The organism is Dankookia sp. GCM10030260, from assembly GCF_042666655.1.
Classification (GTDB): domain Bacteria; phylum Pseudomonadota; class Alphaproteobacteria; order Acetobacterales; family Acetobacteraceae; genus Paracraurococcus.
In genome coordinates, this window is sequence record NZ_JBHTDE010000003.1 from 428,278 (window position 1) to 451,084 (window position 22,807).

Here is a 22,807-nt window from a genome sequence, read left to right on the forward strand (position 1 = left end):
ATTCAGGCGGCGAGCAATTCGTCCGCCGGGCCGAAGAACTCGTAGTGGATCCGTGCCGCCGGGACCCCGAGCCGCGTCAGCCCGCCGACGAAAATCCGGAGGAATTCGCGCGGTCCGCAAAGGTAGTAGTCGGCCTCGGCCACCGGCGTGTTGGCGCCCAGCCAGTCCAGGGTGATCCGGCCCGCGACATCGTAGTCCGCGCCGGCCAGGTCATCCGCGCGGGGGTGTTCGTAGAAGGTCGTCACCGCGATCCGGCCAGCGGCGCCGGCCGCCAGCGCCCGGGCCTCCTCGCCCAGGGCATGCGTCGCGCCGGACAGGGTGCCGTGGATGAACTGTACCGGGACCTTCGGTGGCCGGCTCGCCAGGGCATGCAGCATGCTCAGCAGCGGGGTCTGCCCGACGCCGCCGCTCAGCAGCACCAAGGGCCGTTCCGGCCGCGCCGGCAGGAAGAAGTCGCCGGCCGGGGCCGCGACCTGCAGCCGGGTGCCTTGCCGCACCGCATCGTGCAGCCAGCCCGAGGCGGCCCCCTGCGGCTCGCGCTTCACCGTGATCCGGTACTGCGCGTCGCCCGGCGCGGAGGAGATGCTGTAGTTCCGCTTCAGCGGCGACCGGCCCGGGATCTCCAGCCGGAAGGTCAGGTACTGGCCCGGACGGTGCCGCAACACCGGGCCGCCATCGGCGGGGGCCAGGATGAAGGATGCGATGACGTCGCTCTCCCGCCGCATATCCTCCACCACGAAGTCGCGCCAGCCGGTCCAGCCGCCGGGCGCCGCGGCATGTTCGTCATACAGTTGCTGCTCGCGCCCGATCAGCACATCCGCCAGAAACCAATAGGCCTCGCCCCAGGCCGCCATGACCGGCGGCGTCGCCGCCGTGCCCAGCACGTCGCCGATCGCGCCGAGCAGGGCCTCGGCCACGGCGGGGTAGTGCGCGGGCAGGATGTTCAGCCCGACATGCTTCTGGGCGATCCGCTCCACCATGGCGGTGAGCCCGCCGAGATTGTCGATGTTCCGCGCGTAGGCCAGCACGGCCGTGGCCAGCGCCTTGGGCTGGGAACCGCTTTCGCCGTGGTGGGACTGGTTGAACAGGTCGCGGATGGCCGGATCCTGGAACATCCGCTCATACATCCGGCGGGTGATGGCGAGGCCATGCGCCTCGAGCGCCGGAACCGTCGCCTTCACCACCGAGATGGTCTGGTCGCTGAGCTGCCTGGGCATCAAATCGCCTCATAAGGTGTATTCAATACACACCTTATGGCACCCTGGCCAAAAGATGTAAACTGACTACATCTTCACGATGCGGCTGACCTTCCACACCGACTATGCCCTGCGCATCCTGATGTATCTGGGACTGCGGCAGGACCGCCGCGTCTCCATCCATGAGATCGCCGCGGCGCACCGCATCTCGGAGAACCACCTGGTCAAGGTGGTCCACAAGCTTGGCCGCGGCGGCTTCCTGGAGACCACGCGCGGCAAGGGCGGCGGCCTTCGCCTGGCCCGGCCGCCGGCGGAGATCAGCCTCGGCGACGTCCTCCGCTTCACCGAGGAGGACCTGGCCCTGGTTGCCTGCTTCCAGGCGGCGGAGGAGGGGCCCCGCTGCGCGCTGACCGATGCCTGCCGGCTGCAATCGCTGCTGGGCGAGGCGCTGGCCGCCTTCCTTGCGGTGCTGGACGGCCGGACGCTGGCCGACCTGCTGGCGCCGCCGCATGCTGGGGCGATGGCGGCGCGGCTCGGCCTCGCACCGCCCGAGCGCCTACCTCCGGCCGGCCGCGCCTTGCCTCAGGCCGGTGGCGTCGGGTAGGGCACCAGCGGCGCATCCAGCGCCACGTACAGCGGATGCTTCGGGCTGCCGTCGCCGTTCACCTTGAAGCAGAGCGGCGCGATGCCCGCCGCGCGCAGCCGCGCGGCGACCGCCGCGCCGCGCGCCTTCAGCGGCTCGGGCGGCTTGCCCCAGCCGACGACCACCAGGCTCGCCCCGGCGGCATGGCGCAGGATGGCCGCGTCGTTGCCCGGGCCCACCGGGTCGGTGACCTCCAGCAGCCGCATCTTGTCGGTGCAGCGGTAGCCGAAGGCGTTCAGCATCACCAGGGCCCCGTAGCCCCAGCGGCGGGCACGTTCGACGCAGCGGGCCACCGTCGGGTCGTCGAAATCGATGTCCGCCACGGACGGGTTCATGCCGATCATCACCGCATAGCCGGGGCTGCCGAACGGCTTGCCGTCCCAGCGGCGCTCCAGCCAGTAGCGGTAGCAATTCCCAGGGCCATCGAAGCCGGCGGCGGAGACGATATGCGCCGCCACCTTGAGGCGGACCTTGCCGCCGGCGCTGTGCTCCGCGGCGATGAGGGGGGGGTCGGTGGGCATGCGGGACGATGCTGCCGCATGGCGGGCGAGGCAAGGTCGCGGCGGAAGAAGTCTTGCTTGCCGGACCCGCGCCATTCCTTCCGGTCGTTTGGCCGCCGCCGCGCGGCGCTTGCCGCCATCCGGCGCAGGCGCCACGTTTCGCCGCAAGGGAGGAAACGCCAATGGTCCCGTCCTACGAGGTGCTTGCCCACAACCTTTCGGCCGCGTCCGAGAACAAGATCCACGACGACACGGTCGCCCGCCGCTTCGGATTCACCGGCGCGCTGGTCCCGGGCGTGGAGGTCTATGCCTATGCCTGCCACCCCGCCGTCCGCCGCTGGGGCCGTGCCTGGCTGGAGCACGGCAGCGCGGAGTGCCGCTTCCAGTCGCCGGTCTACGATGGCGACCGGGTGACGGTGGAGGCGACCGAGCTGGGCGATGCCCTGTCCCTGACGGTCCGGCGCGACGAGGCGCTCTGTGCCGCTGGCCGGGCGGCCCTGCCGGCGGCCATACCCGCCCCCGATGCCGCCGCCTGGCCCTGGCGCGCCCCACCCTCCGCCCGGCCGCCCGCAAGCGACGAATCCCTGGCCCGCGGCATGGTGCTGGGCACCGCGCCGCTCGAGATCACGCCGGCGCTCGCCGCCGACTACCTGGCGGCGGTGCGGGAGGCCGACCCGATCTACGCACGGGAAGCCCTGGTGCATCCAGGCCAGGTGCTGCGGCTGTGCAACCAGGCGCTGGTGCAGAATGTGGTCCTCGGCCCCTGGATCCATGTCGGCAGCAAGGTGCGCAATCTGGCGGCAGCCAGGGTCGGCGGAACGCTGACGGCGCGGGCGCGGGTCATCGACAATGCCGAGCGGAAAGGGCATCGCTTCGTCGAACTGGACGTGCTGGTGGTGGACGGTGCCGGGGCGCCGGTGGCGAAGGTCCTGCATACGGCGATCTGGCGGCCGCGGCAGGTAACGGGCTAGCGGTCACCCGCGCCGCGGGATATCGCCTGTGCGGCGAATCGTTCGATACCCGTGCGGCGGTCGTCCCACTTGCAACAACCTCTTGGATCGTCACCGCAGGAGTTCAGCCCGAGAGTGACGTCCCCCGCCATCCGCCTCCACAGTGCCATGTTGGGTGCCGCGGTGCTGGTGCCCGCCCTGGTCTTCGCCGCCGCCGCCTGGTGGAATCGCGGGGAGGTGCTGCGCGAGGGCAACGATGCCGTGCAACGCACCGCGGCGGTCATGGAGGAGCACGCGGCGAAGGTCTTCGACACCGCCGACCTCGTCCTGGCCCGGGTCGCCGACCATGTCGGCCGCCTGGACCCGGACGCCGTGGCCACGCCGGAAACCAGCGCCGTGCTGCGGGCGATGAAGCAGCCCTTCGACCAGTTCGTCTCGATCTGGGTGGCAGATGCCGCGGGGCGGGTCCAGGCCGGCACCCAGCCCTGGGACCCGGCGAGCAGCATCGCCGACCGCGACTTCTTCCGGGCGCAGGTGGGGGCGACCACGGCGGGCACCTATATCAGCGCGCCCTTCACCGGGCGGGCCACCACCATCGCCTCCTTCGCCATCAGCCGGCGGCGGGTGGATGCGGCAGGCGGCTTCGCCGGTACGCTGCATGTGGCGCTCAGCCCCGAATACTTCACGAATTTCTACGCCGAGGCGGCGCCGCCCTTCGGCCATGCCGCGGCCCTGCTGCGCACCGACGGGATCATCCTGGCCCGCAATCCCGCACTGGCCGCGGGACGCGACAGGCTGGCGCCGGACAGCCGCCTGCTGCGCAGCGCGGCCCTGGGCATCACCCGCGGCATGTTCACCGACATCTCGCTGCTGGACGGGCGCCCGCGCGTCTACGCCTTCCGCAAGGTCGGCACCTGGCCTGTCTATGTCAGCTTCGGCGCCGACGATGCCGCGCTGCTCGGGCGATGGTACGCCAACCTGCGCGCCTATGGCGCGGTGGCGGCGACGGCCGCGCTGACGCTGCTGCTGATCGCCTGGATGGCGCTGCACCGGGCCCGGGCGGCGGAGGCGGCCGAGGCGGCGCTGCGCCGGGAGGCGGCGGCGCGGGCGGCGGCGGAGGCACGGCAGGTGGCCGAGGCGCGCTTCCGCGGGGTGTTCGAGAGCCGGGCGGTCGGCATGGCGGTGCTCGACCTGACGACGGGCGCGATCCTGCTGGTCAACGACCGGCTGCTGGAGATGACCGGCCTCACCCGCCCGGCCTTCGAGGCAGGGGGGTGGGACCTGCGGCAGGTGACCGCGCCCGAGCATGTGGCGCTGACCCGGACGGCGTTGCGGGAGGCGCGGGCGCAAGGGTCCTGGCAGCCTTTCGAGAAGGACTACCTGCGGCCCGACGGGTCGCGGCTGCCGGTGCGGGTCTCCTCCGCCCCGCTGCCCGGGGAGCCGGGCCGGGTGGTGGTGCTGGTGCAGGACATCTCCGAGCAGCGCGAGGCCGAGTTGCGCCGCGACCTGCTGATGCGGGAAGTCGACCACCGGGCGAAGAACGTGCTCGCCACCGCCCGGGCGGTGCTGCGGCTGACCCGGGCGCCCACCATCGATGCCTTCGTGCGCGAGGTGGATGGCCGCATCGGCGCGCTGGCCCAGGCGCTGGCGCTGCTGTCCAACACGCAATGGCACGGCGTCGAGCTCGGCCTGCTGCTGCGGGAGGAACTGGCGGTCTTCCTCGGCAAGGCGGGGAGCGACGGGCCGCGGGCGGAGCTGCGCGGGCCGCCGGTGATCATCACCGCGACCGCGGTGCAGCCGCTGGCCATGGCGATCCACGAACTGGCGACGAATGCGACGAAATACGGCGCGTTGTCGCAACCCGAGGGCCTGCTGACGCTGGAATGGGAGTTGCTGGTCGAGGCACCGGCGCGGCTGCGGCTGGCATGGCAGGAACGCGGCGGGCCACCGATCGTCGTGGCGCCGACCGGGCTGGGATTCGGCAGCAGGGTGCTGCAGGCGACGCTGGCGCGGCAACTCGGCGGTACTCTGACGCCGCGCTGGGACCAGGAGGGCCTGACCTGCGAGGTGGTGCTGCCGGCGGCGCGGGTGCTGGCGGCGGCCGTGCCGGCCGCCTGAGGTCAATTCACCCCGACGGCGCCGCCCAGCACGTCGCCGATGCCGGCATGGATGACCAGGTCGGCGATGGCGTCGAGCCCGGTCTCCTGGCGGTTGAGGATGACCAGGCCGGCGCCGCGGCGCTTGGCCATTTCGGGGAAGCCGGCAGCCGGGTAGACCACGAGCGAGGAGCCGAGCACCAGGCAGAGGTCGGCGTCCATCACGGCCTGCCGCGCGCGTTGCATCGGGCCTTCGGGCATGGACTGGCCGAAGCTGACGGTCGCCGTCTTCAGCAGGCCGCCGCAGGCGCGGCAGTCCGGCACTGTGTCCGTCTGGGCGAAGGCGGCGTGGATGTCGGCGATCTCGTGCCGCGTGGAGCAGGCGAGGCAGGTGGCGTAGGTGGTGTTGCCGTGCAGCTCGATCACCTGATGGTCGGGGATGCCGGAGGCCTGGTGCAGGCCGTCGATGTTCTGGGTGATGACGGCGTGGACCTTGCCTTCGCGCACCAGCCGGGCGACCGCGCGGTGGCCGCGGTTGGGCTCGGCCGCGCGCATGGCGGGGTCGCTTTCGAAGCGGCGGCGCCAGGCCTCGCGGCGGGCCTCGGCAGAGGCGACGAAGTCCTGGAAGTAGATCGGCTTCATCTTCTCCCAGGTGCCGGTGCCCGGGCTGCGGTAGTCGGGGATGCCCGATTCCGTGCTGATCCCCGCGCCGCTGAAGACGACGATGCGCTTGGCGTTCTCGATCATGGTCCTCAGCGTGGCGATGTCGTCATCCATGGCGTGTCCTGACCCACAAAAACGAAGCGGTCCGGGGACGTGCCTGCCCGGTCCTTGCGTGCTTCCTACGCGGCGGCGTCCTCCAGGATCATCGCCGCCGCCTTCTCGCCGATCATGATCGTCGGCGCATTGGTGTTGCCGGTGGTCAGCGTCGGCATCACGGAGGCATCGGCGATCCGCAGCCCGGCGATGCCCTTCACCCGCAGCCGGCTGTCGACCACCGCCTTGGGGTCCTCCCCCATCCGGCAGGTGCCGACGGGGTGGTAGATGGTGGTGCCGTATTGACGGTTGAATGCCAGCATCTCCTCATCCGAGGCGGTGCCGGGGCCGGGCAGGATTTCCTCGACGCTGTATTTCGCAATGGCGGGCTGGGCGAAGATGTCGCGCACCATGCGGATCCCCCGCGCCAGCAACTCCTGGTCGCTGCGCGCCGCGAGGTAGTTGGGCCGGATGGCCGGTCGTTCGAACGGGTCGGGCGATTTCGCCATCACGGTGCCGCGGCTGTCGGGCTTCACCGGGCAGATGGCGCAGGTCATGCCGGGGGCGGATTCCAGCACGCCGAACTTGCCGGCGGCATAACTGGCCGGGGTGAAAAGCAATTGCAGGTCGGGGCTTGCCAGGCCTTCGCGCGAGCGGGCGAAGACCTGCGCGGTGGTGACGCCGAAGGTGAGGGCACCGTTGCCACGCGTGAAGAATTTCGCCACTTCGCCGGCCAACCGCAGCCCGCGCGCCAGCTGGTTGGTGCTGATCATGTCGCGCACCCGGTGCTGGACGCGGGACACGTAGTGGTCCTGCAGGTTGGCGCCGACCGCGGGCGTGTCCTGCAGCACCGCGATGCCGAGCGAGCGCAGGTGCTCCGCCGGGCCGATGCCCGACATCTGCAGCAGGTGCGGCGAGTTCACCGCGCCGCCGGAGACGATCACCTCCCGCGCCGCGCGGATGCTGCGCAGCGCCCCGCCCTGGCGGAACTCGGCGCCGACGCAGCGCCTGCCCTCGAACAACAGCCGGGCGACCTGCGCCTCCGTCTCCACCTGCACGCGGCCCTTGACGGCCGCCAGATAGGTGCGGGCGGTCGAGCCGCGCCAGCGGCCGAGCCGGGTCATCTGCGAATAGCCGACGCCTTCCTGCTCCTGGCCGTTCAGGTCCTTCCGGAACGGGTGGCCGGCCTGCTGCGCCGCCTCGATGAAGCGGTGGGTCAGCGGCAGGATGGTGCGGTAGTCCTCGACCTGCAGGGGGCCGCCCTGGCCGCGGTAGTCCGGGTCGCCGCCCTGCTTGTAGGTCTCGGATTTCCGGAAGAAGGGCAGCACCTCGTCATAGGACCAGCCTTTGCAGCCCATCTGCGCCCAGATGTCGAAGTCGGCCGGGTTGCCACGGACATAGAGCATGCCGTTGATCGAGGACGACCCGCCGAGCGTCCGGCCGCGCGGCCAGCGGATCTCGCGGTCGTTCGAACCCTTCTCCGGCTCGGTCACGTAGCCCCAGTTCACCAGGCGCTGGTTCTGCAGCAGCTTGATCATGCCGGCGGGGATGTGGATCCAGGGATGGCGGTCCTTCGGGCCGGCCTCCAGCAGCGTGACGCGCGCGCCGGATTCGGCCAGGCGCGCGGCGACGGCGCAGCCGGCCGAGCCGGCGCCGATGACGAGGTAGTCGGTGTCCATGGCACGTCTTTCTCCCCTTGGCGGGGAGGGTGGCGCATCAGCCGGCGCGGCGGAAGATGAGGGTTAGGTTGTTGGCCGGCATCTCGACCACCTCGGGCGGGCCGAAGCCGGCCGCGGCGGCCTCGGCGGCCACCGCTTCGAGGTCGCGGACGCCCCAGTCCGGGTCCTGGGCGCGCAGGCCGGCGTCGAAGGCCGCGTTCGACGGCGCGGTGTGCGCACCGCCCCGCTTGTAGGGCCCGTAGAGGATCAGCGTCCCGCCCGGCGGCAGGAGGCGCGCGGCGCCGCGCAGCAGGCCGAGCCCGGCCGCCCAGGGCGCGATATGGATCATGTTGATGCAGAGAACCGCATCGGCCCGCGCCACCGGCCAGTCCTCCGCCGCGGCATCGAGCGCCAGCGGCGGGCGGAGATTGTTCAGCTTCGCCTCGCGTGCCCAGGCGGCGATGCTGGCGCGGGCGGCGGGGTCGGGATCGGTCGGCTGCCAGACCAGGCCGGGGAAGGCGGCGGCGAAATACGCGGCATGCTCGCCGGTGCCGGCGGAGACCTCCAGCAGCGTGCCCGTCTCCGGCAGGTGCCGGCGCAGCACCTCGAGGATCGGGTCGCGGTTGCGCGCGACGGTGGGGGCGTGGCGGCGGGCGTCCTGCATCACGGGCCGGGCGCGATGCCGATGCCGCGCGCCTTGGCGGCGCCGTCGAGGGTGACGAGGACGTCGTCGTCGAGGCGGATGAACAGCGGGGAGGCCATGAGGGTGCTCCTGACGGCGGCAATGTAGTGCGCCGATGGAGTGCAGGCGAGCGCTACGCCGGCTACTTCGCCGCCATCCCCGCCGAGGCCACCGCCGGCCGCCAGGTCGTGGCGAAATCCGTCACCAGCTGCCGGTAGGCCGCGGCATCCAGCGGCCGGTCGGGCGGCGTCAGCCCGGCCGTGCGCAGCTGCGCCGCCACTGCGGGCGTGGCGATGATGCGGTTGACCTCCGCGTTGAGCCGGGTGACCAGCCCCGGCGGCAGGCCGCGCGGGCCGCTCAGCCCCATCCAGGCCGTGGCGGTCAGTTGCGGAAAGCCCAGCGCGGCGAAGCTCGGGACGCCAGGCAGCGTCGCCTCCTCGCCCGGGCCGCTGACCGCCAGCACCTGGGCCTGGCCGTCGCGGACCATTCCGGCCACGCTGGCCAGCGGCGCGACCAGGCTGTCCACCTGGCCGTTCAGCAGGTCCTGCAAGGCCGCTGCCGTGCCGCGATAGGCGACATGCGTCAGCCTTGCCCCGGCCGCCTTGGCCAGCATCTCGCCCTGCAGGTGCTGCAGGCTGCCGGTCGCCGGGCTGCCGAAGGTCAGGCCGCGTGTCCAGCTCCGCCCCGCCCGCAGATAGAGGTCGAAGGACTGGAAGCGGCTGCCGGCCGGGACCAGCAGCACGCTCGGCGTCTCGGCGATCAGCGCGACATGGGTGAAGTCGCGGTCGGGGTCGTAGGGCGGCGATTCGACCAGCGGCGCCATGCAAAGCGGGGCGGTGTTGGTCAGGCCGAGGACCTGACCGTCCGGATTGGCCCGGGCGATCGCCTCCGCGCCCGGGATGCCGCGGCCGCCCGGGCGGTTCTCGACCAGGATCGACCGGCCGAGTGCCCCGGCCAGCGGCGGGGCGAGGATATGCGCGGTGATGTCGGCGCCGCTGCCCGGGGCGAAGGGGACGAGGAGCCGGATGGACGGCGCGCCGAAGCGCGTCTCCTGGCCCGCGGCGGTCAGGCAGGGGAACAGCAGGGGCAGCAGCAGGGCGGGGCGGCGGCGCATGGGGGCTATCCCTGGACGATGATCGATACCGCGTGCCGTGCGCCGGGTCACGTGCCTCGATTCAGGGGGCGAAGGCCAGGCCGTGCCGCGCGGCATAGGCGCCGAGCGTCGCGGGGTCCTGCCGCGGGTCGGCCAGGCCGACATGCCCGTCCGGCCGCAGCAGGTAGGCGGCGTCGCGCGCCAGCCCGGCCTGGCCCGCCGCCTCGGTCCAGGGGAAGGCATCGACCGGCAGGCCCCGTGCGGCGGCGGCCTCGGCCATGGCGGGGGCCACCGCGCCATGCACCTGCAGCCGCCAGCCCTGGCCATCGAGCGGGGCGAGGTTGTCGAGCTCCGCCACCCAGGGCAGCCGCTCCCCGGCCGTGACGCCGCCGGCCTTGCCCTGGCTGAGCGCGCTGCCGGGATAGGCGATGCGGATCTGCGAGATCAGCCGGAAGATGGCGTGCCGGCCGATCTCGAAGCCGGCGGCGAGCGGCAGCAGCCGCGGCAGCAGCCAGCGCCGCACCAGCCGGCCGCCGAGGCCGCGCGAGACTGCGCCGCGGAAGATGCGGTCGGTGGTGGCGACCAGCAGGCGGGCGAAGGCGATCCGCTCGGCCTCGTAGGTCTCCAGGATGGCGGGGGCGGCCCGGCCGCGCAGCACCTCGGCCAGCTTCCAGCCGAGATTGACCGCGTCGCCGATGCCGGTGTTCATCCCCTGGCCGCCGGCCGGGCTGTGGATATGCCCGGCATCGCCGGCGAGGAAGGCGCGGCCGGCGCGGAACCGGACCGCCACGCGGTGGTGGACATGGTAGGTGGCGAACCAGTTCACCTGCTCCACCCGCACGCCCAGCAGCACCTCCAGATCGGCGCGGAGATCCTCGAAGCCGAGGCCGGGGCGGTCGCCGAGCGCGGCGGGGACCACGCCGATCAGCCGGTTCATGCCGCGGCTGCGGACCGGCAGCATCAGGGAGAAGCCCTGCGCGGCGAGGTTGACCGTGAGGTCCGGCTGGAACGGCCCGGCGAGCCGGACATCGGCGACGTAGAAACGCTGGTCATAGGTGCCGCCGGGGAAGCCGAGGCCGAGCGCCTGGCGCACCCGGCTATGCGCCCCGTCGCAGCCGCAGAGATAGGCCGCGGTGGCCTCCGTCTCGGCGCCGGCCTGGCGGAGCGTGGCGCGGATGCCGTCCGGCGTCTCGGTGAAACCCAGCAATTCGGTGTTCCATTCCACCGCGATGCCGGCCGCCGCCAGGCGCTCGACCAGGAAGCGCTCGTGGTCGTCCTGCGGGAAGCTGAGGACGAAGGGGTAGCGGCTCAGCCCCTCGCCCATGGCGTGCAGCGAGACCTGCGCGACCTCGGCGCCGGCCCCGCGCAGGTGCAGCGCCTCGACCTTGATGCCGCGCGCGATCACCGCCTCCGCCAGCCCCAGCGGGCGGTACAGCTCCAGCGTCCGGGCCTGGACCACCATGGCGCGGGACGCCTCGCCGGGCCCGGCGGCCTGGTCGACGATGCGCGGCCTGATGCCGCGATGCATCAGGGAGAGGGCGAGCACCAGGCCGGTCGGGCCGGCGCCGGCAATGAGAACATCCGTGTCAGGCATGGCACGTCCCTTCGCTGGATCGGCGCAGCATGGCAGAACCGGCCGGCAAGGTCGGCCTTCGCCGCGATCTTCGGCGCCCCGGCTGTTCCCGCGGCGCCGCCCAGCGGCTAGGGTCCGCGCCCCATGCGCTACCTCAGCACCCGCGGCCAGGCCGCCCCCCGTGACTTCGAAGGCGTCCTGCTCGCCGGCCTCGCCGAGGATGGCGGGCTGTTCATGCCGGAGCGCTGGCCCAGCCTGTCACCCGCCGAATGGCGCGCGCTGCGTGGCCTGCCCTATGCCGAGCTTTCGGCCCGGCTGATGCACCTGTTCGCCGGTGAGACGTTGTCACTCGAGACGCTGCGCGGCATGACCGGCCCGGCCTATGCCGGCTTCGGCCATCCCGCCGTGGCGCCGCTGGTCCAGCTGGATACCCGGACCTTCGCGCTCGAGCTGTTTCATGGACCGACGCTCGCCTTCAAGGACATGGCGATGCAGCTGCTCGGGCGGCTGTTCGACCATGTGCTGGCCAAGCGGGGCGAGCGCATCACCATCGTGGGCGCGACCAGCGGCGATACCGGGTCCGCGGCCATCGAGGCCTGCCGCGACCGCAACGCCATCGATATCGTCATCCTGCATCCGGAAGGCAGGACGTCCGAGGTGCAGCGCCGGCAGATGACCACGGTGCTGTCCGACAATGTCGCCAACCTGGCGGTGCAGGGCAGCTTCGACGATTGCCAGGACCTGGTGAAGGCGATGTTCGGGGATGCCCCGTTCCGGGACGCGATGCACCTCGCCGCCGTCAATTCCATCAATTGGGCCCGGGTGGCGGCGCAGATTCCCTACTACGCCTATGCCGCGCTCGCCCTGGGGGCGCCGGACCGGCCGGTGGCCTTCTCCGTCCCCACCGGCAATTTCGGCAACGTCCTTGCCGCCTGGGCGGTGCGGCAGATGGGGCTGCCGGTGGAGCGGCTGATCGTCGGCGCCAACCGGAACGACATCCTGGCGCGCTTCCTGGCCGCCAATGACATGTCGGTGCGGGGGGTCGAGCCGAGCCTGTCGCCCAGCATGGACATCCAGGTAAGCTCCAACTTCGAGCGCCTGCTGTTCGAGCTGCTGGGCCGCAATGCCGCGACGACTGCCGAGACCATGCGCCGCTTCCGCGCCGAGGGACGGATGCCAGTGCCGGACGCCGCCTGGTCGACCGCGACCGGGCTGTTCCACGGCTTCACCCTGTCGGACGAGGGGACCCTGGCGGAGATCCGCCGCCTGAAGGAAACGGCCGGGTACCTGGCGGACCCGCATACCGCCATCGGTACCGCCGCGGCGCGGGCGCATGCGCCGGCCGATCCGGGCATCCCGGTGGTGGTCGCCGCCACCGCGCATCCGGCGAAATTTCCCGATGCCGTGGAACGTGCGGTGGGCTTCCGCCCGCCGCTCCCCGCCCGGCTGGCGGACCTTTATGCGCGGGAGGAGCGGTTCTCCGTGCTGCCGCTCGGGCTGGCGGCGGTCGAGGATTTCGTGCGCGCCCATACGCGGCGCAACCGGGCAGGCTGAAGGACCTTTCTCGGTCTTCCGAGGGAGCAGAAAGCAAGGTTGGCACCCGCCCCGCGGCGGGTGCCGGAACCCAGAAAGGAGAAGTAGGGCGAGGGAGGATACTGCCTCCCTCGCCTTGCTACTCCGCGGCCATTGCCCGCAGCGGCGGCAGCTTGGCACGAACCAGCCGCTCATAGAGCGCCACATGGTCCTGCGCCATGCGGCGCGCGGTGAAGCGCTGTTCGAAGCGCCGGCGCACCGCGGGGCGCGACAATTCGCCCAACCGGCCGACCGCCCGGACCGCCTGGTCCATGTCGTCGACGATGAAGCCGGTGCGCCCGTCCTCCAGCACCTCCCGCACCGAGCCGTGGTTGAAGGCAATGACCGGCACGCCGCAGGCCATGGCCTCGATCATCACCAGGCCGAAAGGTTCCGGCCAGTCGATCGGGAAGAGCAGGGCCTCGGCGCCGGCGAGGAAGGCGCCCTTCTGCGTATCGGCGATCTCGCCGATGAACTCGACATGCGGCTGGGCCAGCAGCGGTCGGATCTTCGCGTCGAAATAGTCCTGGTCGGCGCGGTCCACCTTGGCGGCGATCTTCAGCGGCCTGCCGGCGCGGCCGGCGATCTCGATCGCCCGGTCGACCCGCTTTTCGGGCGAGATACGGCCGAGGAAGGCGAGGTAGCCGGGCTGCACGGACGAGTCGGGCCGCAGCAGGTTCTCGGGCAGGCCGTGATGGATGGTCTGCGCCCAGTTTGCCCAGGCCATCGGCTTGCGCTGGTTGTCGGAGATCGAGATCAGCGGCACGTCGGTATGCGTGCGGTAGTGCGGCCAGATCTCCGGCAGGTCGAGCCGTCCGTGCAGCGTCGTCACATGCGGCACCGGCTGCCGGGTGAACAGCGAGAAGGGCATGTAGTCGAGGTGGAAATGCAGCACGTCGAACTCATGGGCGCGCCGCAGCACCGTCTCAAGCATCATGAAGACGGGCGCCATCGGATCGCCGACGGTCTTGTCGAGCCGCAACGCGCGCGGGCACATCGGCGCCAGCGTCGCTGCGGTGACGGAATCACCGCTGGCGAACAGCGTGACGTCATGGCCCTGTGCCACCAGTTCCTCCGTCACGAAGGAGACGACGCGTTCCGTGCCGCCATAGAGCTGCGGCGGGACGGATTCGGTCAGTGGCGCGATCTGCGCAATTCTCATCGTTCGAAACTCTCCCGAGCAGCCAGAACACGCCGTCTGCGCTGGCATCCCGCAACACTGCGATCTACCAGCACCAGAAAGCCGGAAAATCCGACCACAACATGGCGCGCGGGGGCGGCTTCGGGGCAGACGGGCTTGCTCACGCGGATGTGCCTCAAGACGTGGCGCGCACCCGCCGGTCCAGCCCTCCGCGCCTCAGCCGAACACCACGTCGAGACTGCCGAGGTGCCCGCTGCCGTTGGCGATCTGGATCTGCAGCTTGCCCGACACCTGGTCGCCGTCCACCACCTGGTAGGTCTGGATCGTGCCGCTGCCGGCGACGAATTCCAGCCGCGCATCGCTGCCGAAGCCCAGCAATCGCAGCGTATCGTGCTCCCCGCCATCGTCCCGGTTCAGGTGGAAATCGATGATCAGGTCGCCGGTGACGAGCCCGCCCTTGATGATGACGAAGCTGTCGTTGCCGCCGCCGCCCTTGACCCGCGACAGGCCGTTGCCGAAGACGAAGGTGTCGTCGCCGATGCCGCCGGCGAAGTTCACGTTGCCCGGGCCGCCACGCACCAGGCTGCCGAGCGGACTGCCCCAGATGGTGTGCGTGCCGGCGGTCGATAGGCCGGAGGCATCCATGGTCAGCGTCACCGCCGCCCGACTGAAGTCGTACAGGTCGCTGACGCCGTCCGCCTTCAGCGTGTGGCTGCCGCCGAAGGCGGCGACGTCGCCCGGGCCGGTCACCGTGCCGCCGCCATACTGCCAGGCGCGGACGTAATCGATCTGCATATGCCCGGTCGGCATGCCGGGAGCGTACTGGCCGGGCCAGCTGCCGGCATCGCCGACGGCTAGGTTCAGCAGCAGGTACATCGGGATGTGCATGTCGGCCGGCGTTGCCGCCTCGGCCACCGCCTGGCCGTCGATGAACCAGCGGATCGTGTCGGCCTGCCAGCTCAGCCCGAAGGTATGGAAGCCGGCCGAAAGGTCCGGCAAATCGTTCACCCGGAAGGTGGTGTTCGCGGCCGAGGTGCTGCGCAGCGTCGCATAGGCGGTTGTGGTGTTGTCGCCGAGCACCTCGAAGATGTCGATCTCGGGCGGCCAGGTGCCGTCTGCCGGCAGCAGCCAGAAGGCCGGCCAGAAACCCTTGCCGGCCGGCAGGTCGACCCGGGCCTCGAAATAGCCGTAACGCTGGGCGAAGCTGCGGGCGGTGGTGATGAGGCCGGAATTGTACGGCAGGCCCAGCGGGTTGCTGCCCGGCGCCGCGGCGATGTCGAGCACCCCGCCGGCCAGGCTGAACGGGTCCACCCCGACCGAGGCATCGGAGTAGTACTGGGCTTCCTTGTTGCTGCTCAGCGTGCGGAGCTGGTCGTTGATTTTGTAGGTGGTCTTCCAGGTGGTGCCGAGGCCGCTGGCGGAGGCGCTGAAGCTGTCGAATTCCTCGGCGAAGGTCTGCGTCATGCCGAAATGCTGCGGATCCGCCGGCAGCCAGACATCCCGCGCCGTGAGGCTGGAGGCCAGGGTGTTGCGCAGCACCAGCTTTTCCCCGCCGCCGAGCGCGATGGTGGTGTCGGCGCCGGTCTGGGTCATGGCCGCGCGGACCGCGGCGAAGCTGAACAGCGCATGGCCCTGCAGCCGGATCGTGTCGGTTCCCGGAGCGAAGTCGGTGATCGCATCGCTGCCGTTGCCGCGGACGATGGTGAAGGCATCCGGCCCGGCGCCGCCGGTCAGCACGTCGTTGCCGGCGCCGCCATCCAGGGAGTCGGCGCCGGCGCTGCCGGTCAGGATGTTGTCGAGCGCATTGCCGAGGCCGGACTGGGCGCCGCGCATGAGTTGCAGGTTCTCGACATGCGCCGGCAGCACCTGGCGCCCGGCCCAGGACTGCACCGTGTCGATGCCGCCCGCGGCGGCTTCGACGATTGCGATGCGGTTGTCCCAGACCGCATAGGTGTCGTCCCCGGCGCCGCCCTGCAGCAGCGCCGCGGGGTCCGTGGCGGAGAGCCAGTCGGCGCCGCCGCCGCCGGTGACCGTGGCGCCGGGCAGGGTCGACGAATACCAGTTGGTCGGGCTGGCCGAGGTGGCGAGAGGACGGGAGAGGGCGTTCAGATGGATCACGGAGCGCTCCTCCGGGGCCGGCCTGGTGGCGGGACCCCGGGACAAGGGACAGGCAGGCTCGAGACGACACAACTTATACGCGAGTAAACCTGACAGTAATCGCGTATACTGTATGGCGCAAGACGCCGCCTGTTCGCCTGCTGGCGATGTCGCCTCGCCGCGGCCGGGTCCTGGCCGGGTGGCACGCCGCCGCCCCCATGCCAGCGGGCGGGCGCATCGGCTGCTGGCATGGCCGCTTCGTATCTTCGATCGCCGGGCGCAAACCTCCGGTGTCCTCGGGCCTTGCGCCTTCCGGCGCCACCGGGCCGGCCCGTGGTATCAGATGAACTGGTAGTCCGCCTCGGCCAGGTGCCCGCTGCCATTGGCCACGAGGATCGCCACCAGCGGCGAGGCATAATCGCCATCGACGACCCGGTAGTATTGGGTCTGGCCGCTGGCCTTGACGAACTCCAGCTGCGCCGCGTCGGAGAAGCCCTGAAGGCGCAGCTGGTCGTGTTCGTCGCCAGCCGACAGATCCAGGTGGAAGTCGAGGATCTGGTTGCCGACGGCGATCATCCCGCGGGTCAGGGTGAAGCTGTCGTTGCCGCCGCCGCCGAGGACGCGCGAGGTGCCGGCGCCGAAGCTGAAGCTGTCGGCGCCGATGCCGCCGGCGAAGTTCACGTTGCCCGGCCCGCCGCGCAGGTCGCTGCCGAGCGGGCTGCCCCAGATCGTATGGGTGCCGGCCAGCGACAGGCCAGTCGCGTCCATGTGCAGCATGGCCTTGGCCTTGCTGAAGTCATAGAGGTCGCTGACGCCGTCCGCCTTCAGGGTATAGACACCGCCGAGCCGGGCGACATCGTCCGGGCCGGTGACCATGCCGTCGCCGCGCTGCCAGGCCCGCACATAATCGATCAGCAGGTGCCCGTCCGGCTTGGCCGGGTCGTAGACCCCGGGCCAGGAGCCGACGCCGCCCACCGCCAGGTTCAGCAGCATGTACATCGGCTGGTGCATGTCGGCGGGCGTGGCGAGCTGCGCCACCTCGCGGCCGTCGATCAGCCAGGTGATGGTGTCGGCCTGCCAGTCCAGGCCGTAGGTGTGGAAGCCCGCCGAAAGGTTGGGCAGGTTGCGGACCGTGATCGTGGTATCGCCGGCCGTGGTGCTGTGCAGCGAATGGTAGGCGGTGGTCGGATCCTGGCCGAGCGCCTCCAGGATGTCGATCTCCGGCGGCCAGGCGCCGCTGGCCGGCATCAGCCAGAAGGCGGGCCAGAAGCCGCGGCCGGCGGGCAGGTCCAGCCGGGCCTCGAAGTAGCCGTATTGCTGGGCGAAGGAGCGCGCGGTGGTGATGATGCCGGTGTTGTAGGCCAGGCCCGACGGGTTGCTGCCCGCGGTGGCGGCGATGTCCAGCACGCCGTCGGCCACGCTGAAGGGGTTCACCCCGACCGAGGCGTCGGAGTAGTACCCGGCCTCCTTGGTGACGGGCTGCGTGCGGTCCTGCTTGGAGATGCCGAGGCTGGTCTTCCAGATGACGCCGCTGCCGCTGGCCGAGCTGCTGAGGCCGTCGAATTCCTCGTTGAAGGTCTGGTACATCCCGGCATGGCGCGGCGCCTCCGGCAGCACGAAATCCGCCGCGCCGAAGCCGGCGACCTGGGTGTCGCGCAGCACCAGGCTTTCGCCATTGCCGAGCGCGAGCACGGTATCGGCGCCGACCTGGGTCATCGCCGCCCGCACCATGGCGAAATTGTACAGAGCGTGGCCATCCAGCCGGACCTGGTCGGTCCCGGACAGGAAATCGGTGATCACCTCGCTGCCCTTGCCGGCGGCGACGATGAAGAGGTCGGCGCCGGCGCCGCCCGCCAGCACGTCGTTGCCGGCGCCGCCGTCGAGGGTCTGCGCGCCGTCGCCGGCGGTGATGATGTTGTCGAGCGCATTGCCGATGCCGATCTGGTTTCGCCACATCAGCTGCAGGTTCTCGACCTGGCCGGGCAGGATGGTGCGGCTGGCGTATGATTGCAGGGTGTCGATGCCGCCGCCGGCGAATTCCTGGATCGTGTGGGTGGTGTTCCAGACACAATAGGTGTCGTCGCCTGCGCCGCCGGCCAGGCTGGCATAGCTGCCGGAATGGGACAGGAAGTCGGCCGTGGCGGTCCCGTTGAGCGTCACGCCGGCGCTGGAGGAGGTGAACCAGCGTGTCGGCGCTTGCGACGTCGACAGCGCGACACCTGCGGCATTGAGGAAAATCAATGTTGCCTCCGTCCTGAAGCGTCGATCCTGTCCCGTTGCACCAAACCAAGCGGCGGGACTTCGTTGGAACACAACCAATACGTGCTTAGAAGTCGAGATAAATACGGTTCAAGTTGAAAGTCAATGCACCCGCGGGTGGGGCCAAATAGGAAAACAGGCCAAACGAAATTCACTTTAATGCAAAAAAATCCAGAAATTGCGACTGCATGCTCGGATTCATTCCGATACTCAGGCGGGCATCTGGAGAGAGGCGGCGGCGGCCGGTGTGTATTCCGCCATTTGTCCGTGTCTTGCGCTGAAAGGGTCGCCCCGGTTACAGCGATCCGGCGGTGCCAGCCATGGCAAGCCGCAGCACCACGGCATAGTGGCAGGCGGCGCCGGCCAGGACGCAACCATGCCAGAGCGCGGTATGGAAGCGCAACCATTCCGCAAGATGCAGCCGCACGCCGAGGCTGTAGAACAGCCCGCCCGCCAGCAGCAATGCCAGGTCTGGCCAGGCCAGCGCGCGCAGCAGTGGCTCGACCGCCACCAGCCCGACCCAGCCGAGCGTCAGGTAGAGCAGGATCGCCGCCCGCTCGATCCGTGCCGGCGCCAGCAGCTTGAGCGCGGCACCGCCCAGCGCCCCGGCCCAGACCGCGGCGAACAGCCCCCAGCCCCAGCCGCCGCCGATCCCCAGCAGCGCCACCGGGGTATAGGTGCCGGCGATCATCAGGAAGATGGCGGCATGGTCCAGCCGCTGCAGGAAGGCCTTCCAACGGCCCGCCGCGGCCATGTTGTAGGCCGCCGAACACACCAGCATGGTCAGCAGCCCCGCCGCGTAGAGCCCGAGCGCGAGGGCGAGCCGCAGCCCTGGCGGCCGCGGTGCCGCCAGCGCCAGGCCGAGGCAGGCGAGGCCGGCGGCGGCCAGCCCAACCGCATGCACCGCCGCATCCGCGGCATATTCGCCCCGGTGTCCGGGCAAGGCGGGCTGCAGCGCGGGAAGCGGCGGGGGCATCACGCCAAGGTGGCCCTGCCCTCCGGACGCTCAATCGAAGGCCCGATCAGGCTTCCGGGAGGAAGGACCATGGGCTGCGGTGCCGAGCGGCGCTCCGGCCATCGGCATGCGGCCGGCGGTCCGATTCAGGCCCTCGCGCCGCGCGGCGCTCCGGCCATCGGTATGCGGCCGGCGGTCCGATTCAGGCTTTCGCGCCACGCGGCGCTCCAGCCATCGGCATGTGGCCGGCGGTCCGATTCAGGCTTTCGCGCCACGCGGCGCTCCAGCCATCGGACCGCTCAATCCGGCTTGATGCCAGCGGCGCGGATGATCGGCTCCCATTTCGCCGTCTCGGCCTGCAGCCAGGCCTCGGCGCTCTCGGGCGTGCTGTCGCTGCGCACCTGCAAGGCCAGGTCGGCGAGCCGCTGCTGCACATCGGGCTTGGCCAACACGCCGTTGATGGTGCCGTTCAGCGCCTTGATCACCGGCGCCGGCGTGCCGCGCGGGACCATGATCATGTGCCAGGTATAGGCCTCGTAGCCCGGCAGCCCGGCCTCGGCGAAGGTCGGCACCTCGGGCAGCTGCGGGATGCGCCGGGCCGAGCTCACTGCCAGGCCCTTCACCTCGCCGCGCTGGACATAGGGCAGGGTGTTGTTGGCGACGTCGAGCATCATGGTGGTGGTGCCGTTGAGCAGGTCCGGCATCGCCGCCGCCGAGCCGCGGTAGGGCACATGGGTCACCTTCAGCCCGCCGGCGTCGCGCAGGAACAGCTCGGCCGCGAGGTGGAGCGCGGAGCCGTTGCCGGCGCTGCCGTAGTCGTACTTGCCGGGGCTGGCACGATAGAGCGCGATCAGCTCGGCCAGGCTGTTCACCGGCAGGTCCTTGTTCGCCATCAGCACCATCGGGATGACGCCGACGAGCGCCACCGGCTGCAGGTCCGCCAGCGGGTCGAAGGGGAGGCGCGCGAACATCGCCCGCAGCGCCGAATGGGCGACCGTGGTGTAGAGCAGCGTCGCGCCGTCCTTGGCCGACTTGGCCACGGCATCGGTACCGACCACCACGCCGGCGCCGGTGCGGTTGTCCACCACCGGGCGCTGCGGCAGGACCTTGCCCAGCTCCTCCGCCAGCAGCCGGGCCGGGATGTCGGTCGGCCCGCCGGCGGCGAAGGGCACCACGATCCGGATCGGCTGGCCGGCGGGTTGCGCCGAGGCGGCGGTGGCGAGGCTGGCGGCGGCGAGGCCGAGAAGGGCACGGCGGCGCATCGGGGGAATCTCCGGCAGGGGGTGCCCGGCGCGGGATCCTTATCTCGGACCTTGGTGCCCGGCGCGGGTGGCGGCGATGTAGGCCGCGGCCCCCCGGCCGTCGAGCCGGGCGGGGACGTCCGCCGCCCCCGCCCGGCTCACGTCTTCTGGACCCGGTGGCGTCCCAGACGTCGAAACCCACCTGGTTGGCCGGCCCAGCCGAGCCGGCGAAGCGCACCGCCAGCCCGTTGTAGCTCTGGCCGTTCCATCTATTGCTGCCGCCGGAGGGGTTGGAGGTGACCAGCCAGAGGCAAGGGGACCTGGCCGGTCGGCCGCCAGCCATACTGCACCACCGCGCCGGCGACGCCGCTTGCCTGGCCGCGGCTCTCGACCCGGCAGCCGCCGACGGTCTTCGGCTCGATCACCGCGGACGGGTCGCCGCCTGCGGCGAAGCCGCCGCTCTCGAAGCTGGCGCCGAGGAGATGCAGCGGCCAGGGGCCGTGGTTGTAGATCAGCGCCCAGGTGCTGCGGGCCGCCCCTGCCGGGCCGAGGAGGCTTTCCTGCGCCTGGTTCACGAGGTGTCGGTGAGCCGCCAGACCGGGGCGCCGAGGGGTCCCGAAGCGTCCAGCATGGTCACCTCCCGCTTGCATCCGGTCGTCCGGCCGGGCGGGCGGAGGCATGCGGCGCCGCACGGGGCCCACTATGTGAGCGGATACACGCGCCGCCCGCGCAACGGGCCATGCAGCCGCGGCTTGCGCGGGGCGGCCGGCGGGGCGACACAGGCTGCCGTCACGCCAGGACCGAGGCATGCCCGAAACCCCGGAGAGCCTCCTCGCGCGCCTTGCCGCGCTGGGCATTGAGGCACCGACCACCAGCCACCCGCCGGTCTTCACCGTGGCGGAGAGCCAGGCGCTGCGCGGCACGCTTGCCGGCGGGCACAGCAAGAACCTGTTCCTCCGCCCGGCCAGGCGGGGGGCCGGCCCGCATCTGCTGGCGGTGCTGCAGGAGGACCGCCAGGTCTCGATCAACGCCCTGGCCCGCGCCGCCGGCGCCGGCCGGGTGGACATGGCGCCGGCCGCCGAACTGGCCGCGCTGCTCGGGGTGCAGCCGGGGTCGGTGACGCCCTTCGGGATGGTCAACGCGCCGCCCGGCGCGGTGCGCATCCTGCTCGACGCCGGGCTGCTGCGGGACCACGACTGGGTCCACTTCCACCCGCTGGTCAACAGCATGACCACGGCGATCCGCCCGGCCGGGCTGCTGCGCTTCCTGGAGAGCCTGGGCCACCGGCCTGAACTGCTGGAGTTGCCCCGGCTGGAAATGCCGGCGGCGCCGGGCTAGCCATCGTTCCACGCATCCGGCCCGCCGGATGGCCTATCCCCATTGCCCTCCCGTCCGGCGAGGGCATGTAAGATCCCGAGACCGAGGAACAGCCGCCATGGACGTCATCTTCGACCCGAACCGGCAAGGCGCCGCCCCCGGTACCCCTCCGGCCGCTGCCGGCTGGATCAAGGACGGCGACCAGAAGACCTTCATGCAGGACGTGGTGGAGGCCAGCCGCGAGACCCCGATCCTGGTCGATTTCTGGGCGACCTGGTGCGGCCCCTGCAAGACGCTGACCCCGACCCTGGAAAAGGTGGTGGGTGCCGCCGGCGGCCGGGTGAAGCTGGTCAAGATCGACATCGACAAGAACCGCGCGCTGGTCCAGCAGCTGACGCAACTCGGCCTGCCCTTGCAGTCCGTGCCGACGGTGGCCGCCTTCTGGCAGGGCCAGATCGCCGACATCTTCCAGGGCGCGCTGCCCGAATCCGACGTGAAGAAGTTCATCGAGGGCTTGCTGAAGGTCGCCGGCGGCCAGCTGCCGACCGCCGACCTGCTGGCCGAGGCCAAGCAGGCGGCGGAGGAGGGCGACCACCAGGGCGCGCTCGAGCTGTTCGGCGCCCTGGCGCAGCAGGAACCCGAGAACCCGGAGGCCTTCGCCGGTGTCGCCCGTTCGCTCGCCGCGCTGGGCGAGGAGGAGCAGGCGCTGCAGGTGATCGCCAGCCTGCCCGCGAAGCTCGCCGCCCATCCGGAGGTCGCCTCGGTCCGCAGCGGGCTGGAATTGGCCGCCGAGGGCCGTGCGGCGCGGGAGAAGCTGGCCGAGTTCGAGCAGCGCCTGGCCGCCGACCCGGACGACCACGCCGCCCGCATCGACCTGGCCGTGGCGTTGAACGCCAATGACGACCGGACCGCGGCGGTGGACGCGCTGCTCGAGGCGATCAAGCGCGACCGCGCCTGGAACGACGAGGCGGCGCGTAAGCAGCTGCTCAAGTTCTTCGAGGCCTGGGGCTTCGCCGACCCCGCGACCCTGGCGGGGCGGCGCAAGCTCTCCTCGCTGCTGTTCCGGTAAGCGCCCGCC

At 71.4% G+C, this 22,807-nt stretch carries 19 protein-coding genes; 6 read left to right on the forward strand and 13 right to left on the reverse strand.

What is annotated here, in order from left to right; all coding sequences use genetic code 11:
* Positions 1 to 2 precede the first annotated feature (2 nt).
* Positions 3 to 1,217 (reverse strand): NO-inducible flavohemoprotein, encoded by a 1,215-nt coding sequence (hmpA, locus tag ACFQS7_RS13535; protein WP_380067607.1) that lies wholly within the window; start codon positions 1,215 to 1,217, stop codon positions 3 to 5.
* 79 nt (positions 1,218 to 1,296) lie between these two features.
* Between hmpA and ACFQS7_RS13540 the strand changes: the two genes are divergently transcribed.
* Entirely contained in the window at positions 1,297 to 1,800 is a 504-nt protein-coding gene (locus ACFQS7_RS13540) for an RrF2 family transcriptional regulator (protein ID WP_380067608.1), read from the forward strand.
* On the opposite strand, the gene ACFQS7_RS13545 is transcribed toward ACFQS7_RS13540, so the two are convergent.
* Positions 1,779 to 2,360 (reverse strand): DUF1643 domain-containing protein, encoded by a 582-nt coding sequence (locus ACFQS7_RS13545; protein ID WP_380067609.1) that lies wholly within the window; start codon positions 2,358 to 2,360, stop codon positions 1,779 to 1,781. The genes ACFQS7_RS13540 and ACFQS7_RS13545 overlap by 22 nt on opposite strands.
* Positions 2,361 to 2,521: 161 nt before the next feature.
* Between ACFQS7_RS13545 and ACFQS7_RS13550 the strand changes: the two genes are divergently transcribed.
* Positions 2,522 to 3,310, forward strand: a complete 789-nt coding sequence (locus ACFQS7_RS13550) for a hypothetical protein (RefSeq protein WP_380067610.1) — start codon at positions 2,522 to 2,524, stop codon at positions 3,308 to 3,310.
* A 114-nt stretch (positions 3,311 to 3,424) separates the two neighbouring features.
* A complete protein-coding gene (locus ACFQS7_RS13555) occupies positions 3,425 to 5,407 on the forward strand; it encodes an HWE histidine kinase domain-containing protein (protein ID WP_380067611.1) in 1,983 nt (660 codons plus the stop codon).
* A 2-nt stretch (positions 5,408 to 5,409) separates the two neighbouring features.
* Here the strand turns inward: ACFQS7_RS13555 and ACFQS7_RS13560 are convergent, their stop codons facing one another.
* The 5 genes from ACFQS7_RS13560 to ACFQS7_RS13580 all read right to left on the reverse strand — a co-directional run bounded on the left by ACFQS7_RS13560 (position 5,410) and on the right by ACFQS7_RS13580 (position 11,168).
* Positions 5,410 to 6,162 carry an NAD-dependent deacetylase gene (locus ACFQS7_RS13560; protein WP_380067612.1) on the reverse strand — a complete coding sequence of 251 codons (753 nt, stop codon included), beginning with the start codon at positions 6,160 to 6,162 and terminating at the stop codon, positions 5,410 to 5,412.
* A 65-nt stretch (positions 6,163 to 6,227) separates the two neighbouring features.
* Complete coding sequence (locus tag ACFQS7_RS13565) at positions 6,228 to 7,820, reverse strand: GMC family oxidoreductase (protein ID WP_380067613.1); 1,593 nt, start codon at positions 7,818 to 7,820, stop codon at positions 6,228 to 6,230.
* A 37-nt stretch (positions 7,821 to 7,857) separates the two neighbouring features.
* Complete coding sequence (locus ACFQS7_RS13570; protein ID WP_380067614.1) at positions 7,858 to 8,463, reverse strand: DUF938 domain-containing protein; 606 nt, start codon at positions 8,461 to 8,463, stop codon at positions 7,858 to 7,860.
* 160 nt (positions 8,464 to 8,623) lie between these two features.
* Positions 8,624 to 9,595: a tripartite tricarboxylate transporter substrate binding protein gene (locus ACFQS7_RS13575; RefSeq protein WP_380067615.1), complete on the reverse strand. Its 972-nt coding sequence runs from the start codon at positions 9,593 to 9,595 to the stop codon at positions 8,624 to 8,626.
* Between the two features lie 61 nt (positions 9,596 to 9,656).
* Entirely contained in the window at positions 9,657 to 11,168 is a 1,512-nt protein-coding gene (locus ACFQS7_RS13580; protein ID WP_380067616.1) for an FAD-dependent monooxygenase, read from the reverse strand.
* Between the two features lie 123 nt (positions 11,169 to 11,291).
* Between ACFQS7_RS13580 and thrC the strand changes: the two genes are divergently transcribed.
* Complete coding sequence (gene thrC / locus ACFQS7_RS13585) at positions 11,292 to 12,701, forward strand: threonine synthase (RefSeq protein ID WP_380067617.1); 1,410 nt, start codon at positions 11,292 to 11,294, stop codon at positions 12,699 to 12,701.
* 118 nt (positions 12,702 to 12,819) lie between these two features.
* Here thrC and ACFQS7_RS13590 read toward each other — a convergent pair whose 3' ends face one another.
* From ACFQS7_RS13590 to ACFQS7_RS13615, 6 genes are all read right to left on the reverse strand, one after another.
* Positions 12,820 to 13,881 carry a glycosyltransferase family 4 protein gene (locus ACFQS7_RS13590; RefSeq protein WP_380067618.1) on the reverse strand — a complete coding sequence of 354 codons (1,062 nt, stop codon included), beginning with the start codon at positions 13,879 to 13,881 and terminating at the stop codon, positions 12,820 to 12,822.
* Positions 13,882 to 14,076: 195 nt separating this feature from the next.
* Positions 14,077 to 15,978 (reverse strand): family 16 glycosylhydrolase, encoded by a 1,902-nt coding sequence (locus ACFQS7_RS13595; protein WP_380067619.1) that lies wholly within the window; start codon positions 15,976 to 15,978, stop codon positions 14,077 to 14,079.
* Positions 15,979 to 16,296: 318 nt separating this feature from the next.
* The gene (locus ACFQS7_RS13600) at positions 16,297 to 18,198 is read right to left on the reverse strand and encodes a family 16 glycosylhydrolase (protein ID WP_380067620.1); all 1,902 of its coding nucleotides are present in this window, start codon (positions 18,196 to 18,198) and stop codon (positions 16,297 to 16,299) included.
* Positions 18,199 to 18,511: 313 nt separating this feature from the next.
* Positions 18,512 to 19,192, reverse strand: coding sequence for a PAQR family membrane homeostasis protein TrhA (locus tag ACFQS7_RS13605; RefSeq protein ID WP_380067621.1), 681 nt, complete (start codon positions 19,190 to 19,192; stop codon positions 18,512 to 18,514).
* 278 nt (positions 19,193 to 19,470) lie between these two features.
* Positions 19,471 to 20,433 carry a Bug family tripartite tricarboxylate transporter substrate binding protein gene (locus ACFQS7_RS13610; RefSeq protein ID WP_380067622.1) on the reverse strand — a complete coding sequence of 321 codons (963 nt, stop codon included), beginning with the start codon at positions 20,431 to 20,433 and terminating at the stop codon, positions 19,471 to 19,473.
* 248 nt (positions 20,434 to 20,681) lie between these two features.
* Positions 20,682 to 20,987 (reverse strand): hypothetical protein, encoded by a 306-nt coding sequence (locus ACFQS7_RS13615; protein ID WP_380067623.1) that lies wholly within the window; start codon positions 20,985 to 20,987, stop codon positions 20,682 to 20,684.
* Positions 20,988 to 21,219: 232 nt separating this feature from the next.
* On the opposite strand from ACFQS7_RS13615, the gene ACFQS7_RS13620 reads away from it, so the two are divergent.
* Positions 21,220 to 21,750: a YbaK/EbsC family protein gene (locus tag ACFQS7_RS13620; RefSeq protein ID WP_380067624.1), complete on the forward strand. Its 531-nt coding sequence runs from the start codon at positions 21,220 to 21,222 to the stop codon at positions 21,748 to 21,750.
* 97 nt (positions 21,751 to 21,847) lie between these two features.
* Positions 21,848 to 22,798, forward strand: a complete 951-nt coding sequence (locus ACFQS7_RS13625; RefSeq protein WP_380067625.1) for a tetratricopeptide repeat protein — start codon at positions 21,848 to 21,850, stop codon at positions 22,796 to 22,798.
* The last annotated feature ends 9 nt before the right edge of the window (positions 22,799 to 22,807 follow it).